The sequence below is a fragment of the Geitlerinema calcuttense NRMC-F 0142 genome (assembly GCF_030285425.1).
In genome coordinates, this window is sequence record NZ_JASVEJ010000025.1 from 13,986 (window position 1) to 28,797 (window position 14,812).

The 14,812-nt window shown below is 48.8% G+C and carries 11 protein-coding genes; 6 read left to right on the forward strand and 5 right to left on the reverse strand.

What is annotated here, in order from left to right:
• Positions 1–7: 7 nt before the first annotated feature.
• From QQ055_RS06680 to QQ055_RS06690, 3 genes are read left to right on the forward strand one after another with little or no spacing between them, the layout of a single operon-like run.
• Positions 8–844, forward strand: coding sequence for a HEAT repeat domain-containing protein (locus tag QQ055_RS06680; protein WP_284474184.1), 837 nt, complete (start codon positions 8–10; stop codon positions 842–844).
• Positions 845–856: 12 nt separating this feature from the next.
• Positions 857–1,858, forward strand: a complete 1,002-nt coding sequence (locus QQ055_RS06685) for an ATP-binding protein (RefSeq protein ID WP_284474185.1) — start codon at positions 857–859, stop codon at positions 1,856–1,858.
• Positions 1,855–3,000, forward strand: a complete 1,146-nt coding sequence (locus QQ055_RS06690) for a vWA domain-containing protein (protein ID WP_286004407.1) — start codon at positions 1,855–1,857, stop codon at positions 2,998–3,000. The genes QQ055_RS06685 and QQ055_RS06690 overlap by 4 nt, the downstream gene beginning before the upstream one ends.
• A gap of 20 nt (positions 3,001–3,020) precedes the next feature.
• Here the strand turns inward: QQ055_RS06690 and QQ055_RS06695 are convergent, their stop codons facing one another.
• The 3 genes from QQ055_RS06695 to QQ055_RS06705 all read right to left on the reverse strand — a co-directional run bounded on the left by QQ055_RS06695 (position 3,021) and on the right by QQ055_RS06705 (position 6,184).
• Entirely contained in the window at positions 3,021–3,377 is a 357-nt protein-coding gene (locus tag QQ055_RS06695) for a type II toxin-antitoxin system death-on-curing family toxin (RefSeq protein ID WP_284474221.1), read from the reverse strand.
• A gap of 32 nt (positions 3,378–3,409) precedes the next feature.
• Complete coding sequence (locus tag QQ055_RS06700) at positions 3,410–3,982, reverse strand: globin family protein (protein WP_284474187.1); 573 nt, start codon at positions 3,980–3,982, stop codon at positions 3,410–3,412.
• Positions 3,983–4,501: 519 nt separating this feature from the next.
• Complete coding sequence (locus QQ055_RS06705; RefSeq protein WP_283357885.1) at positions 4,502–6,184, reverse strand: ATP-binding protein; 1,683 nt, start codon at positions 6,182–6,184, stop codon at positions 4,502–4,504.
• A 657-nt stretch (positions 6,185–6,841) separates the two neighbouring features.
• Between QQ055_RS06705 and QQ055_RS06710 the strand changes: the two genes are divergently transcribed.
• The 3 genes from QQ055_RS06710 to QQ055_RS06720 all read left to right on the forward strand — a co-directional run bounded on the left by QQ055_RS06710 (position 6,842) and on the right by QQ055_RS06720 (position 10,939).
• Positions 6,842–8,467, forward strand: a complete 1,626-nt coding sequence (locus QQ055_RS06710; RefSeq protein WP_286004408.1) for a GAF domain-containing sensor histidine kinase — start codon at positions 6,842–6,844, stop codon at positions 8,465–8,467.
• 79 nt (positions 8,468–8,546) lie between these two features.
• Entirely contained in the window at positions 8,547–10,226 is a 1,680-nt protein-coding gene (locus tag QQ055_RS06715; protein WP_283357887.1) for an ABC1 kinase family protein, read from the forward strand.
• Between the two features lie 38 nt (positions 10,227–10,264).
• Entirely contained in the window at positions 10,265–10,939 is a 675-nt protein-coding gene (locus tag QQ055_RS06720; RefSeq protein WP_284474189.1) for a hypothetical protein, read from the forward strand.
• A gap of 37 nt (positions 10,940–10,976) precedes the next feature.
• Here QQ055_RS06720 and QQ055_RS06725 read toward each other — a convergent pair whose 3' ends face one another.
• Positions 10,977–12,095, reverse strand: a complete 1,119-nt coding sequence (locus QQ055_RS06725; RefSeq protein WP_284474190.1) for a glycosyltransferase family 4 protein — start codon at positions 12,093–12,095, stop codon at positions 10,977–10,979.
• Positions 12,096–12,421: 326 nt separating this feature from the next.
• Entirely contained in the window at positions 12,422–14,716 is a 2,295-nt protein-coding gene (locus tag QQ055_RS06730; RefSeq protein ID WP_284474191.1) for an ATP-binding protein, read from the reverse strand.
• Between the last annotated feature and the right edge of the window lie 96 nt (positions 14,717–14,812).

Here is a 14,812-nt window from a genome sequence, read left to right on the forward strand (position 1 = left end):
TGCAAAGATGGCGATAGATTCCCAACTGCTACAGCAAGCCAGCAACCCAAATACGCCACCCGAACAACTGCGAGAATTAGCAGCTTGTGAGGATGTCGCCATTCGTCAGTTAGTTGTTGCGAACCCCAATACGCCAACTGAGGTGTTATGGGAGTTAGGGAAAGAGTTTCCCGCACAACTTCTAGAAAATCCTGTCTTAGCGCTGTTATGTCTCGAAAATTTGAATTTGGTTGATGTAATTCCGATAGAGACATTAATCTGTCTATTTAACTTAGAGACAGTACCGGATTATTTAAAACAAGGTTTAATTTACGCACAAGTTCAGGTTCGAGTGGCGATCGCAAAGCACCTAAACGCTCCAGTTCATCTGCTTGAACTCTTAGCACAAGATCCAAATCCAGAGGTTCGATGGGCGATCGCAGAAAACCTAAATACCCCAGTGCAATGGCTCGAACGGTTAGCACAAGATTCAGAGCCAGGGGTTCGAGAGGCGATCGCAGAAAACTCAAATACACCAGTTCATTGGCTCGAAAAGTTAGCACAAGATTCAGACAAATGGGTTCGACGGGGGAGCGCACGCAACCCAAATACACCAGTTCATCGGCTTGAAAAGTTAGCACAAGATTCAGAGTCAGGAGTTCGAGAGGCGATCGCAGCTAACCCAAACATCCCAATGCAAGGGCTTGAACACTTAGCACAAGATCCAAACAAATGGGTTCGACGGGCGATCGCAGGCAACCGAAACACTCCCGTGAATATTCTCAAAAGTTTAGAGAGCGATCGCGATCCTTATATTTGCAAAGCAGCCCAAACAAACTTAAATAAACGCATAGAACAAGCCTAATTTCAGCACCCCATGACCCCCACCGCCTTAAAAACCTATCTGAATAACCTGGTGAGCAAAAACCTCAAAATCAGCACCATGATTTGGGGGCCTCCGGGGATTGGAAAATCGAGCATCGTGGCACAAATTGCCCGCCGCCATCAAATGGACTTTATCGACGTGCGCCTCTCCCAACTCGCCCCCACAGACTTGCGCGGACTCCCGGTAGCTGAGGAAGGGATTTCTAAATGGTATCCGCCAGAATTTCTCCCCCGCACGGGTCAAGGTATCCTGTTTCTCGATGAATTGAATATGGCACCCCCCGCCATGCAGGGAATGGCGCAACAACTGATTTTAGACCGGAAAGTGGGTAGTTACGAAGTCCCGCCCGATTGGTTTGTGTGGGCCGCCGGAAACCGCAAAGAAGACCGCGCCGCCGTGTTTGATATGCCCTCTCCCCTGGCGAACCGCTTTTTACACCTGCAAGTTATCCCCGACTTTGACAGCTTCAAAACCTACGCCCTCACCACCAAAATTCACGAACAAATTATCGCCTTTCTCTCCTATCGCACCACCCTATTGCACAAACTCGACCCCCAACAACCCGCTTGGCCTTCTCCCCGCTCCTGGGAAATGGCCAGCCATTTGCACTATGCTGGTTTAGAGATTGCCCCGGCTATTGGCGAAGAAACCACCGCCGAATTTACCGCCTATATTCAACTGTATGAAAACTTACCGGATCTAGGACGCATTCTCAAAGGTTTGGATCGTTCTCTTCCCTTCCCTGAAGAACCTTCCGTGCGTTACGCCACTACTATTGGACTGGCGGTTCGCGCCGAAGATGCCACCCAAGGCTACAATGCCTTTACCTGGTTGAGTGATGTAGCAACTGCTGAATGGATACAACTGTTTGCGGTTGATTTATTCCGCAGCCTGCGAACCAAAGGGCAAATGGGTGCATTGGCGCAACTGGTTCAAAAAGATACCCGCCTGCAAGGTTTCCTCAAGGATTTTCAAGGCTTAGTGGCGCTATGAGTTTGACAGCGGATATTGAAAAGATTCTCAGCGCATCGGTGTTGCGGGTGCGGATGAGGTGTCCTTTTTTTGCCACCTTAGCCCTATTTACCAATTTCCACACTACCCACACTCACCCCACAGCCGCGACGGATGGGAAGAATATTTATTTCAATCCTGAGTTTATGGGTTCCCTGTCTTCTCCGCAGGTGGATGGGGTGTTACTTCACGAAGTTTTGCACGCCGCTTTACTGCATGGGTTGCGCCGAGGCACGCGGGAACCCCTATTATGGAATATTGCTGCGGATATTGTGGTCAATGGTGCAATCGCCGAACAGCAGTGTTTTGAATTGCCAGAAGGAACTATCCGCGATCCTGAATTAGAGCATCTCAGCGTTGAAGAAGTCTACGAAATTTTACTCCCCCACGCCGAACGCTATGTTCTCGATGAAGGCGCTTGTGACTTACTCGATATGCCGCCTGGGGATAGCCTCAGCGAGTCTAGCCGACAGGTTCTGGAAACTTACTGGCGAAATGCAGTCCAGAGAGCGATCGCGATCGCTCGTGCTAGCCAACAACAGGGTAACATCCCCGCAGGCTTGTGGCGAGAACTCGGAAGCCTCACCCAAGCCCAACTCGACTGGCGTTCCTACCTCTGGCGCTATCTGGTGAAAACGCCGAATGATTTTATGGGGTTTGACCGTCGTTTTATTGGCAGAGGCTTATATTTAGAAGCATTAGAAGGCGAAACCGTGCAAGTATTTGTTGCAGTGGATACTAGCGGCTCAATTTGCGACGCTCAAATGCAACTATTTTTAAGTGAAGTTCGCGGTATTCTCCAGTCCTATCCTCACCTGAAATGCGAACTCTACTATGCAGATGCCGAAGCTTATGGCCCTTATTCTCTAGAAGGCGAAACCACAATTCCTCAACCTGTTGGCGGCGGCGGAACCTCCTTTATTCCCTTCTTTGAAAAAGTCAACGCCCAACTAGACTGGCATTCTACCCAAATCTGCGTTTATCTCACCGATGGTTATGGTGCTTTTCCCCTAACCCCCCCAGAAATTCCTGTTCTCTGGGTTGTCACACCTGGCGGGTTAGCACTAGAAGCATTTCCCTTTGGAGAAACTGTCCGATTATTGTCTGAGGATGGCTTTAGCTAGGAGTGTGTTAGGGTGGATGCTTAAGTTAACTTTTGAGAATTAGATTGAATCCAATCACAGATAGACTCCTGATTATCGATTCCCTCTACTAAATTGATAATTTTAATTACTGCCTCTGATTCTGGTGCAATTAACTCATATCCATTGAGACGTAGAAAAACATCTATGATAGCCAAGGCGATGCGCTTATTACCATCAACGAATGCATGATTCTTTGCCAAACCATACGCATAAGCTGCTGCTAAGTCAAATAAACTAACCGTCTTAGCATACACAAATAAGTTTTTGGGTCTAGCTAAACTCGCTGAAAGTAGTCCTGAATCTCTAATTCCAGCGGTTCCCCCATGTTCTGTAATTAATTGGCGATGTATTTCAATGACTGCTGCTTCTGGTACTCAGTGCGGCTGTTTCATTGAGCGAGTTCTCGCAATGCATTACGATAATTTTTACGAGTTTTTTCAAAAGCCTGCATAGCTGCTATAAATTCCGACTCTCGCAAGGCGATGTCATTTTGCAAGCTTTTAATAATATAGTCAATATAAATAGCGATTTCTTGTTCTGCTTCTAAGCCGATTACACTCGCGATCGCTTCCTTGATCTTGTGCAGCATACCGACTATTACATCAGTAGAAATTTCTAGAGAAGAGTAGATTTCTTCACGTCCTTTAAGGACATCTCGATCGAGCAGTGAGGTACTATTAGCGAGCATTGCATAGGTAGCATAGCGCAAACAGTATTCTAGAGCGCGAATACAAGCTCTGTAACGCCGAGAACTGTACAAGTTGTTACTAAGCTCGGCGCACAACAGAAACTTAGCAGAGGTTTCTTGGAGAATAGAGTCTAGGTTTTCAAAAATTTGAGTGGCGATTTTGAGTCGAAGCTCTCCAGTCTTTACATATTCTTTTAAAGTTTCGAGCGGTTGAGAGGCTAGGTATTTTTTATAAATCTCTGTAGCTCGAATCGCTGCAATATTATGATCCATAGAGTACGATGAAGAACCCTAGACCGATTTTAGCACTTCTGCTAAGAGGGCAAGCCAGCAAGATTTTTTGGTAAAAAGAAGAAGTTGCTTCCTTTTTTTGGAAAAATATGCTTAAATAACAGAATAGCCCACCCGCTTGTCTAAAGCACGCCAAGTATTTAGACCTATTAAAATTACAAAAAACGGGGATAACTTTAGGGAAACTTATGAGTCCTAAAAGTTATTCAAACCTTTCCGTTGTCATATTTTGCTTCTTTTCCTTCATACTGGAAAGATATACAAAAAACTTTTCAGATTGTTTGAAGGAGATGGCTATGAGTTTATTTGATTGTGCTGTGATGACCCTGGTGTGTGCGGCAATTTGCGTCTGTTTCCCGCGCTTGCTGGCATTCTTGAGTTCTTCAACCTCCGTTTAGCAGAACTCTGGTTAAACGCCGCTTGAATATTTCTAAAATTTAATAAGGTTTCAATAGCACCAGAGGTTAGCGTCCGCCTGGTGCTATTTAGCGAGATGAGGCGTTACTCGATACTGCGACCGTTAACAGTTTGCGATCGCCCCCGCCCGACTAACGGTGCAGCCTCAGCCTCCCGTTGTTCTAGCTGATGGGTCTGAAAATAACCCTGCCATAACATCGGCGCATTTAGCGTATCTCCCCCATGCTGAGTTAAGCGCTTGCGAACCTGACACAACACAGGCGTATTTACGCAAGCCCCAGAAATAATCACCTGTCCCTTCGTGAGGGCGGGTAACTCCTTTAATAAGTCGCGTCCGGCAGCTTCCACCCCATGTTTCAAGCTATCTTGATCGACAGGGTTAATAATCCGCATCAAAAACTGACTCATACATTGCGATAGGACATCCGAGTCTAGCTTTCCGGGACGTTGGGTAATTAGTCCCACCCCTAAACCAAACTTGCGTCCTTCACTGAGGATCGTGCGTAACACCGCCTTACAGCGGGAAGGATCGTGGGCGGGGGCGAAACGATGCGCCTCTTCTAGCAAAATAAACACGGGGAAGGGTAAGTAATTTTCATCCCCAGGCGAAATCTTCTCCTTTTGGGTATTAATCCGGGCGTGGTAGGCTTGGCGCAGGATCGCCGCACAGATGACTTGCTGTTCCTCTTGGCTAATTTCGTTCATCTGAAATACCGTCACTTGTCCCGGTTCAAACAAATCTCTAGGCGCAAGGTGGTGGAGGGCGTGGAAATAGGGGGAATGCTTGAGTTTCTCTAACTTCCACTCAATGGCGGGGGCGGACGATCCGAGTTTTTCGTTTCCTTCCTCATCCACCTGACGATCTGCGTCGTGGACTTCTTGGATCAGATCCTCAATATCCCAGCGGTGTTCGAGGTTGGTTCGCTTCTTGAGGCTGATAAACGCCTTGTGCAAAATCGCCTGTTGGCGATCGCTCATTTGCGGCAACAAGGTCTGAATATCATAATAATCCAGGGAAGACATCCGAATCCTAACGCGATCCGGCGTCAGCACCTTGACTCGCGGCGCATAGCCATCCTGGGCTTGAAACGCGGGATGACCTTGAATTTCGGCTAGCGTGCCATATTCGCCATGCGGGTCAAAAATCAACACCGGGGCGCGGTTATGGGGTAAAAGCAACTCTTCAATCAAAACTCCGGCGGTGTAGGATTTTCCCGAACCCGTTCCCGCCAAGATCGCCAAATGCGTACTCACAATTTCTTTAACGTCGAGAACCACCGGAACCGCCCCGCCCTTACGTAATAATACGGAACCAATATTGGCGCTACCGACTTCGCCCGGTTGCTTGCGACAGAGAATTTGCCGCAAACTCTCATCGCTAGCGAGGGCGACCTTTGTCCCCGGATCGGGAATGCGGCGCGGATTCACAAAGCCCAAAGCGGGATGAAAATAGCCGATAATATCAACCGTAACTTCATAAAGTTCGGGATTTTCGTACGTGAAACCCACAAAAGCCGCGATCGCTTCTGGACTAATTTCCGGATCGGCGAACATGCGATCGGGCAAATGGTCAATCAATCTTAGGGCAGAGATTTTGCCGAGAATTTCCTGAGAAGTATTGCCATCTATCCCCGAATAATAGACAAATTCACCAATTCTCACCTGACGATTATCTGAGGTAATAAACACATACTGGTTCCCCGTTTCGCCAGGGCCTTTTACAGTACCAATAATATTGCGGACAACAAGGGGTGATTGGGCGGTCATAACATTTGGAAGTAGCCAGAAATGAATCGAGAGTCTAACGCTACGAGTACGAACTAGCGTAACCACAGGAGAGCGCGATCGCAGCTCCTGTTTTTAGTAGCATCGTTCAAATAACTGATGTAGTAAGCGATCGAGCCTAAATTGACCTTTAACCTAGGGAAAGCAGTCCATTCGCCAAACCAAGAGATTTGGGAACTGAAGGCTTTGGCTTTCAATTTACTCAATTTGTTATCCTCCCCATCTCCCTCTATAAGTTTGAGCTAAATTTCATTCAAAGCCGCAGAATCATCATTGAGCCTTGAGGATTTTACGGATACCCTAAACAGTTCAGCAGTGTAATAGTAATAGCAAGCTGGGTTTTGTCCTCAAAGCCAGGGTTTGTGATTTTTCATTCAATTTGTCTTAAGTTTAACAATTGCATGTGTCAAAACTATCTGGATTGGGAATGCTAGATGCAGATCGGGATCTCTCTATGAATTACCAAAGCAAATTTGAGGCGTTGAGTGAGATTGCGTCCATCTGCGACCAGCCAGGGATAGCGTGCTTGAGGGTGTCCGACTGTCAACGGATGAGTTCTCTAGGACTCAGAACCTCTCGTCCTCCAAATCGGATATGCATAACCGCCCCTCCCTCACTGATTACGACCCAGCAACCGTTATGAATATTCCCCCCCAAGAGTTAGCCATGCACAGCTTATCCGGCTGCTCAGAAAGCCGAGAACCCTTACTTGAGAGAGTACCAACCCCCCCCTATCGAGAGGACGAAGCGTTTGCGGCTTCCCGATGCTACTCTCGCAAACCCTTACCGCGCTGTATTTCTCCAGTGCAAACCGCCATGCCTGCTTGGATCGGCTATCAAAAACTGGTTAGTCAGTTAACGATGGCCATTCGAGCCAACCAAGAAGTCAATCGAATTTTTCAGCTTGCTCTAGAAGGACTCGCCCAGTCTTTCCTGCTCGATCGAGCCATGATTATTTTATTCAAATATAGCGATCCGCTCAATAAAGACTTTACAAAACAAATGCCGCAGTTCCGCGCCAGTCTGGCGTGCGAGTGGCAAGAGCAGCAGTGGATGGCGATTGAAGATGGCGATCGCGAAATTGCTGGGGATTATACCTTTTGGGGATCGGATTGCAGTCTGTGCCAGCTTGCCTTGCGCGAAGCCCCCAAACCCGTTGCGATCGCCCCCGTTAATCGCCTCAATCAGATCTCGCTTTACCCGCTCAATAACCTTCCCCAAAGTCCGATCGCCGCTATTTTCAAAACGCAGGACTTTTCCACCTCCCTGTGTCTGCCCCTCTACGCCCCTAGCAATACGGCAGCCACGCAAAATACCACGTTAGGATTCATTATCCTGCAAAACCGACAACCCCGGCTTTGGCAAAGCGCTGAGTTAGAATTTGCCGAACTGATTAGCGCCCAAGTCAGCAGCGCCATCATGCAGTCGCAAACCCTGCGCCAAGTCCAAGCCTTAGTAGACGAACGCACCGCCCAACTTCAGCGCAGCTTAGAAGTCCAAGCCAAGCTTTACGAACAGACGCGGCGACAAATCGATCAACTGCGCCATCTCAACCAACTCAAAGATGAGTTTGTCAATTCCGTGCAGCACGAACTCAAGACGCCCTTAACCAAGATGAAGGTCGCCATTAGCATCCTGCGCGAAGCCGACTCTTCCCCGGAGCGTCGGGAACGGTACCTCGATATTCTAGAGCAAGAGTGCAATCAAGAAATTAACCTGATCCTCGACTTGCTCAAATTACAAAAGCTGGAGTCTAAACAAACCCAACTGCATCGCCAACCCGTCGATCTCAAACTCTTAATTAAGCAACTGGCCGCAGAATTTGAAGAACGATGGCATCACAAGGGATTGAACCTGCAAGTCAACTTCCCCAAGCGATCGCTCAAACTGCAAAGCGATCTCGAAAGCCTCACCTACATCATCCAAGAATTGCTGGCGAACGCGGGCAAATACTCCCATCGCAATACCACCGTCGTTCTCAGCGCCTCCCATCAAATCGATCCGCAACAAGCCGATCAAATCGTCCTCACCCTCTCTAACTTGGGTAGCGAGATCGCGCCCGCAGAACAGCCTTATATTTTTGATAAGTTCCGTCGCGGGAAAGCCGCCATTGAGCAAGCTTTACCGGGGACAGGTTTAGGTTTAGCCTTAGTGAAGTGTCACATCCAGCATTTAGAAGCCACGATCGCCGTTTCCAGTCAGCCTCTAGACCCTTGCTCGAATATTTGGCAAACCTGTTTTACAACAATTTTCCCTCAGTTATAAGCGCTCGATCCTTTTGCGTCTGTGCGAGGGCAAGCGAGAGTGAAATAATGGAGGTGCGACATCCGCAAGTTAAGTCAGTATGCTCATTAAGCCGACACCGAGGTCTTTCCGTTGGCAACGCCCCTATTACTCGTTATTTGCCCGTCAACTTGATGTCTTGTTGGCTGCCAGTCAGTTTCTATTTACCATCGGTTGGGATCGGCTGCTGGCGAATCGTTCGGCGTCAGTGCGTCGGCGTCGCGCCCGTTGGTTTGTTCAGACGTTACTCAACTTGGGCCCCACGTTTATTAAAATTGGTCAGGCTCTCTCGACCCGTGCCGATCTGCTGCCCCTAGAATATGTTGAGGAGTTGGCGCAACTTCAAGATCGGGTACCGCAGTTTGATAGCGCCCAAGCGATCGCCGTTGTGGAGTCCGAGTTGGGTAGCTCCATTTATGCCCTCTATCGAGAGTTTGAAACCACGCCCCTAGCTTCTGCCAGTTTAGGCCAAGTCCATCGCGCCCGGTTGCATACGGGGGAAGAAGTGGTGGTTAAGGTGCAGCGTCCGGGTTTAAAGGCGTTATTTGATATTGACTTTAGAACGGTTCACCTGTTGCTGAGATTGTGCGATCGCTTTCTGGTGTGGACGCGCCAATATAACCTAGAGGCCATTTACCAAGAATTTTTTGCCCTCCTGTATCAGGAAATTGACTATCGCCAAGAAGCCAAAAATGCCGACCGCTTCCGGGAACACTTCCTGGGTTACGAGCATATCCTGGTTCCCCAAATCTACTGGGAATACTGCACCCCCAAAGTCTTGACGATGGAGTATTTGCCGGGAATTAAAATCGACGATCGACCCGCCTTAGAAGCCTGCGATATCGATCCGAAAAGAATTAACCAACTGGGAATCTGTTGCTACCTCAAGCAACTGTTGGTAGATGGCTTTTTTCAAGCAGACCCCCATCCGGGGAATATGGCTGTCACCCAAGAAGGGAATCTGATTTTCTATGACTTTGGCATGATGGCGGAAGTCAAAGCCTTAGCCAAGGATCAGATGGTTAAAACCTTTTTTGCCGTCTTGCGGAAAGATGCCGATGAGGTTCTAGGGACGTTGATTCAAATGGGTCTGATTGAACCTGTGGGCAATTTAACCCCAGTTCGCCGGATGATTGGCTTTCTGTTGGAGAAGTTTACCGAAAAGCCGATTGATGTGCGGGCGTTTGGCGAGATTAAAAACGAACTGTATCTCATGTTTGAGCAACAACCGTTTCGGCTGCCCGCGCAAATGACGTTTATCCTTAAAGCGCTGACTACCCTAGATGGGATTGCTCGCGTTCTCGATCCTGAATATAATCTAGTGGCGGCCGCTCAACCGTTTGTTAGAAGCATTACCACCACTAGAGGTCGGGGGCAAATCGTTGGAGAATTGGCCCGACAGGCGCGGGATTTTATTCGTTATAAACTGCATCAACCCAACCCCACCGAGTTATTTATCCGGCGCTTAGAAGAACGGATCGAACAGGGAGAAATTACGATTCGCGTGCGTTCCCTAGAGAGCGATCGCGCCCTCAAACGGGTGAACCTTGCCCTGAAAAGTACCATTTACTGCTGTTTAACCGGATTTAGCTGTATTGCGGGGGCGATTTTGTTGGTGGGGAACTATCCCGGAATTGCGATCGCCCTTTTCTGCGCGTCGGGTTTCTTCTTCCTGGTGCTGGTACGCCTGCTGATTGAATTGGCCCTGCGAGAACGCCTCGATCGGCTCGCCGAAAAGTAGACCTAAAATGCAAACAGGATGGTTATCGCGGACTGGATATGACCGAAACAGCAATCGATCGGCTTGGGGAAATTCTTTGGGGTGCGATCGCCCTTCAATCCAATGCCTTCCAACTGATTGATACTCTTCCCCTCAGCAGCAGGCTAGCCTTTTTAATCGTTCTCCTGGCGGGTTTATCCCAGGCGATCGGTCAGGGAATTATCCTATTTATGAACCGGGTTAAGCCGTCTCGCTTCATCCTCAGCCTGTTTTTGGCCGCCATCTTGTATGCGTTTGGCTATATCTTTTGGGGTTTAAGCACTTGGCTGGTTTGCTATCTGTTTTTTGAGCAAGATGCTTCAGTGTTCAGCGTGGCGCGAGTCTTGGGATTAGCCTACGCACCAGAATTGTTTAGTATCTTAATTGCCCTGCCCTATTTGGGGGTCCCCATTTCGATTATTCTCTCGATTTGGACGTTTCTCGGCTTCCTGACGGGGATGAATGCCGTTCTGGAGATGGGGATGTGGCCTGCTTTTTGGAGTGCTGTTCTGGGATGGGTTGTGGTGCAAATCTTGCAGCGCACCATCGGCCGCCCGGTTAAAGCTTTAGGTCAATGGCTGGCGAATTATGTGGCAGGGGTTGAGTTAATTGCAGACCTCAAGGAGATTGAAAAGGTTTTGGAGTTGGGCGTTCCCACGAAAGCAATCCCGCCAAACGATCGGCAAAATAAATAGAGGCATTCGTTTGAATGCCTCTAGGAACTGCTGGGGGTTATTTTGTGAGGGGGACTGTATTCAGCGGAGGCGCGATCGCCCCCTTGGATTGAGGCAGCATGGAATCATATAAGTTTCGGAGATTTTCCCAATAGTTTTCAATCGCGAGTGGGGTAACGCTGTCTCTGGCTTGTTTGCCTAACTCTAGACGGTAAGTTTCGTCTTCAATCAGTTGTTGCAACCCTTGAGTCAGCCGTTCTACATCGCCGGGATTGACTAATAAACCGTTGCGCCCGTGTTCGATGACTTCTGGAATGCCGCCCACTGGGGTGACAATGGCGGGTAGTCCCCAACTCATCGCCTCTAGCATCGCCATTGGCAGACCTTCGTTATAGGAGGGTAAAACGAAGATATCGGCTGATTGAAGAATTTCGTTGCGTTTGGCAGAGTCAATCCAGCCAAGCAGGCTAGTCACTCCTGCTAGGTCTAAGCTTTTAATGAGCTTGCGAGCCGCGTCTTCTTCCCCATCGCCCGCTAAAATGAGGCGAGCCTTGGCTTTTTGTTCGCGCGTCATGGCCGCAAAGGCTTGAATCAGATCGAAGGTGCCTTTACGCTGACCGATACGACCGAGAAAAACGATTTTGACGGGCTGAGATTGCTGGCGGTTGGGGATCGCTGGGGGTAATTCGATCGGGTTGGCGAGAACGACGACCTGTTTGTCCGTAAGCTTGAGGGTGCGTTGGTAATAATCTTTCCAACTAGCTGATAGCACCACAAAGCGGCTGCACTGACCGAGCATGAAGCGAACCAGTCCTTGAGCAGGCGCAGACAGTTTGGCATAGAATTCCCGAAACTCGCTGCCGTGGGCGTGCAAGACGACCGGACGGCGAAAGATGGAGGCGATCGCCATAATCGCCAGGGTGCGATAAACGCAAGCTCGCTCGGAGAAATGGACGTGCAATAAGTCCGCACGCCCGCGTAACAATTTGCTTATCAGGTTCAGTAGACCTTGGGCGAAAACCTTAATTTTCTGCACGCCTGAACCTTCTTCGTGCGTAGAAATATGTTTAATTGATACGTCAGAGGGCGCGTAACGCAGAATTATATTTTCAACAGCAGCCATCCCCCCTTGTTGCAATAGGCTGGGGCCGAGGGAAATCACTTTCAATGTATTCATTTTTAATAGACTCTGCACAAGATTAGCGATCGAGGAAAGACTGTTTTACTGTACAAAGAATAGGTGAGAAAGATAACGCCAATTTGCCCAAATATACGGTCTTACGGAATTGCCCCTGATGGAAGTAAAACGAGCCTTTTTTCAATGATGGCGCGATTCCAAGCATGAGTCAAGCTGCTAAATATTAAGTTTATTACATTTAAGAATGTGTCCTTAATTTCTTTAAAAAAGGGCGATCGCTGGCTCTGAACTTCACAAAAACTTGCGTAAAGTCTTGAGGGATTTTACTGAAATTTATTATCAATTCCAACAATAATTCAGTACAATCACGAGGCTGTTGCGACTGGAGAGGCAGAACCCGCAATTCTTGTAGGCAAGGCTTCGCGAATCGCCGATTGAGGGCGCAGAGGGATAGAAACGCGAAACTCAGCCCCCCGACCGGGTTGAGACAGACACTGCAACTGACCGCCATGTTTTTCAACAATAATCTGATAGCTAATAGACAGTCCTAAACCCGTTCCAGCACCGATCGACTTCGTGGTAAAGAAAGGATCGAAAAGGCATTGCTGAACCTCCGGAGCAATACCCGGCCCATTATCTCGGATAGAAACGATCGCCTGCTGGGATTCATCGATCGCCGTTTGAATCCAAAGGGTGGGGACATAGTGGCTCTGGGCGTAGCGTTCTTCTAACGCATCAATCGCATTCGCCAAAATATTCATAAACACTTGATTCAACTGACCCGGATAGCATTCAACCAGGGGAAGATCGCCGTAGGATTTGATAATTTCAATACCCGGATACGCACCTTTGGGTTTGAGACGATGTTGCAAGATCATCAACGTGCTTTCAATCCCTTGATGCAGATCGACCCCCTTCATTTCTGCTTCATCCAAGCGAGAGAAGTTCCGCAGACTTAAAACAATCTCCCGGATGCGAGTGGTTCCAAGCCGCATGGAATCAAGCAACTTGGGTAAGTCTTCTAGCAAGAAGTCGAGATCGATTTCTTGTTGGTAAGCTTCAATTTCTGGGGGAGCCGTCGGTTCGTGCTTTTCGTAGAGTTTCACCAGCCTGAGCAAATCCTCAATATACTCAGAGGCGTGAATCAGGTTGCCATAGATAAAGTTAACGGGGTTATTAATTTCGTGCGCGACCCCAGCCACCAGTTGTCCCAGGGAGGACATTTTCTCGCTTTGGATGAGTTGCGTCTGAGTTTGTTGCAGTTCGTGGAGCGTTTGAGCCAGTTGTTGAGTTTGTGCTTGCGCCTGTTTAGAGGCTTCCAGGGTTTGTAAATAGAGTTCGGCTTGGTTAATGGCGATCGCTAACGTATCGCGCACCATTTGCAACAATTCCACCTCATCCTCATCCCAAGGGCGATTTTGCTGATTGTGGGTGCAACAGACCACGCCGATCGCGCCAGCATGGGTTTCAATGGGTAAGGCCAGGACTGAAGCGAACCCTAAACTGTTAAAGAAGTGATGCTGAGTGCGATCGCTAACCTCTTGAACGGCATCCACGCGGACGATCTGCTTGGCGGTGAGTTGTTGGGTTAGGGAGCCAATCGCAAGGGCATCATAGCGTCCGAGTAAACTGGTCGTATCGGGGGTGCGAGCTTCTTTCACCACATCCCAATAGGCTAGATGTTCTGCCTCGCCGGGATGGTACCAGATAAAGGTGCAACTGCTAATTTGCAATAGGGAGCGAATTTCCTCCACCGCCGTTTGCAAAATGGTATCGAGATCCAAGGAATTGCGAATCGCGCGGGTGAGTCGGTTTAACAGAGATTCGCGGCGAGCTAATTTGCAATGTTGGGCTTCCGAATGTTGAAGCGCTTGGGTGCGTTCGCTGACGCGCCATTCCAGTTCGGCTTTGCTTTCTTGCAAGGCGGCTTCGGCGGCTTCTCGTTTGGCGATCGCGCCTTTAAAGCTGGTAATATCGCGAGCAACGGCATAGAGGAGTTGTTCTGAAGGTAAGGGAGTGGTACGCCAAGCCAACCATTTATAGGTTCCATCCTTGCAGAGATAGCGATTTTCAAAGTCAATGACTTTTTTCCCTTCAGCCAATTGAGCAACTGCCTCTAGTGTAGATTCGCGATCCTCTGGATGCACAAAGTTGAGGAACGGTTGAGCCAGCAGATCGCTTTCTGTGTAGCCTAATGTCGGCAGCCATGAGGAGTTGAGGCGCTTGAAATAACCATCTAATCCCGCAATGCAGATTAAATCGACGGGTAGATTAAATAGGCGATTGAGTTCGTCTTCAGTTTGTTTTTGGGCTGTGATATCTTGACCCCAGGCGAGGATTAGTCCTTCAGGGGTGGCGATCAGTTGCCACAATACCCAACGAATTGTTGCCGTAGAGGGGGGGTGAATGCGAGTGACGATCTCGACTCGTTCGCCACTGCAACAGCGACTCATGGCTTGTTGAGCGTTCTGACGATCCTCAGCGTGCATCCAATGCCACCAAGGGATGGCTTGCAGTTCTGCTCGGTCGCGTTCTAGAGTCTGGCTGCAAGCAAGGTTAAAATCCTGTAGGGTACCATCCGGCGCGATCGCGCAACACAGATGGGGAGAAAGCTCAACGTAATCCCGATAAAGATTGGATGAAGCGCTGCGTTCTGGCATAGGTAACGGCTGTGAGGGGACGCGATCGCAAAAGCTTCTCCAGCGAGGGCGATCGCCTATTCCAATCGTGCATTACCCCTACGGAAATGAAATCCG

Bases quoted from the DNA above. Each gene is read 5' to 3' on its own strand.
- QQ055_RS06725 (WP_284474190.1), bottom strand. From the start codon at position 12,095: ATGAATACATTGAAAGTGATTTCCCTCGGCCCCAGCCTATTGCAACAA.
- QQ055_RS06685 (WP_284474185.1), top strand. From the start codon at position 857: ATGACCCCCACCGCCTTAAAAACCTATCTGAATAACCTGGTGAGCAAA.
- QQ055_RS06700 (WP_284474187.1), bottom strand. From the start codon at position 3,982: ATGGATCATAATATTGCAGCGATTCGAGCTACAGAGATTTATAAAAAA.
- QQ055_RS06690 (WP_286004407.1), top strand. From the start codon at position 1,855: ATGAGTTTGACAGCGGATATTGAAAAGATTCTCAGCGCATCGGTGTTG.
- QQ055_RS06715 (WP_283357887.1), top strand. From the start codon at position 8,547: ATGCTCATTAAGCCGACACCGAGGTCTTTCCGTTGGCAACGCCCCTAT.
- QQ055_RS06710 (WP_286004408.1), top strand. From the start codon at position 6,842: ATGAATATTCCCCCCCAAGAGTTAGCCATGCACAGCTTATCCGGCTGC.
- QQ055_RS06720 (WP_284474189.1), top strand. From the start codon at position 10,265: ATGACCGAAACAGCAATCGATCGGCTTGGGGAAATTCTTTGGGGTGCG.
- QQ055_RS06705 (WP_283357885.1), bottom strand. From the start codon at position 6,184: ATGACCGCCCAATCACCCCTTGTTGTCCGCAATATTATTGGTACTGTA.
- QQ055_RS06680 (WP_284474184.1), top strand. From the start codon at position 8: ATGGCGATAGATTCCCAACTGCTACAGCAAGCCAGCAACCCAAATACG.
- QQ055_RS06730 (WP_284474191.1), bottom strand. From the start codon at position 14,716: ATGCCAGAACGCAGCGCTTCATCCAATCTTTATCGGGATTACGTTGAG.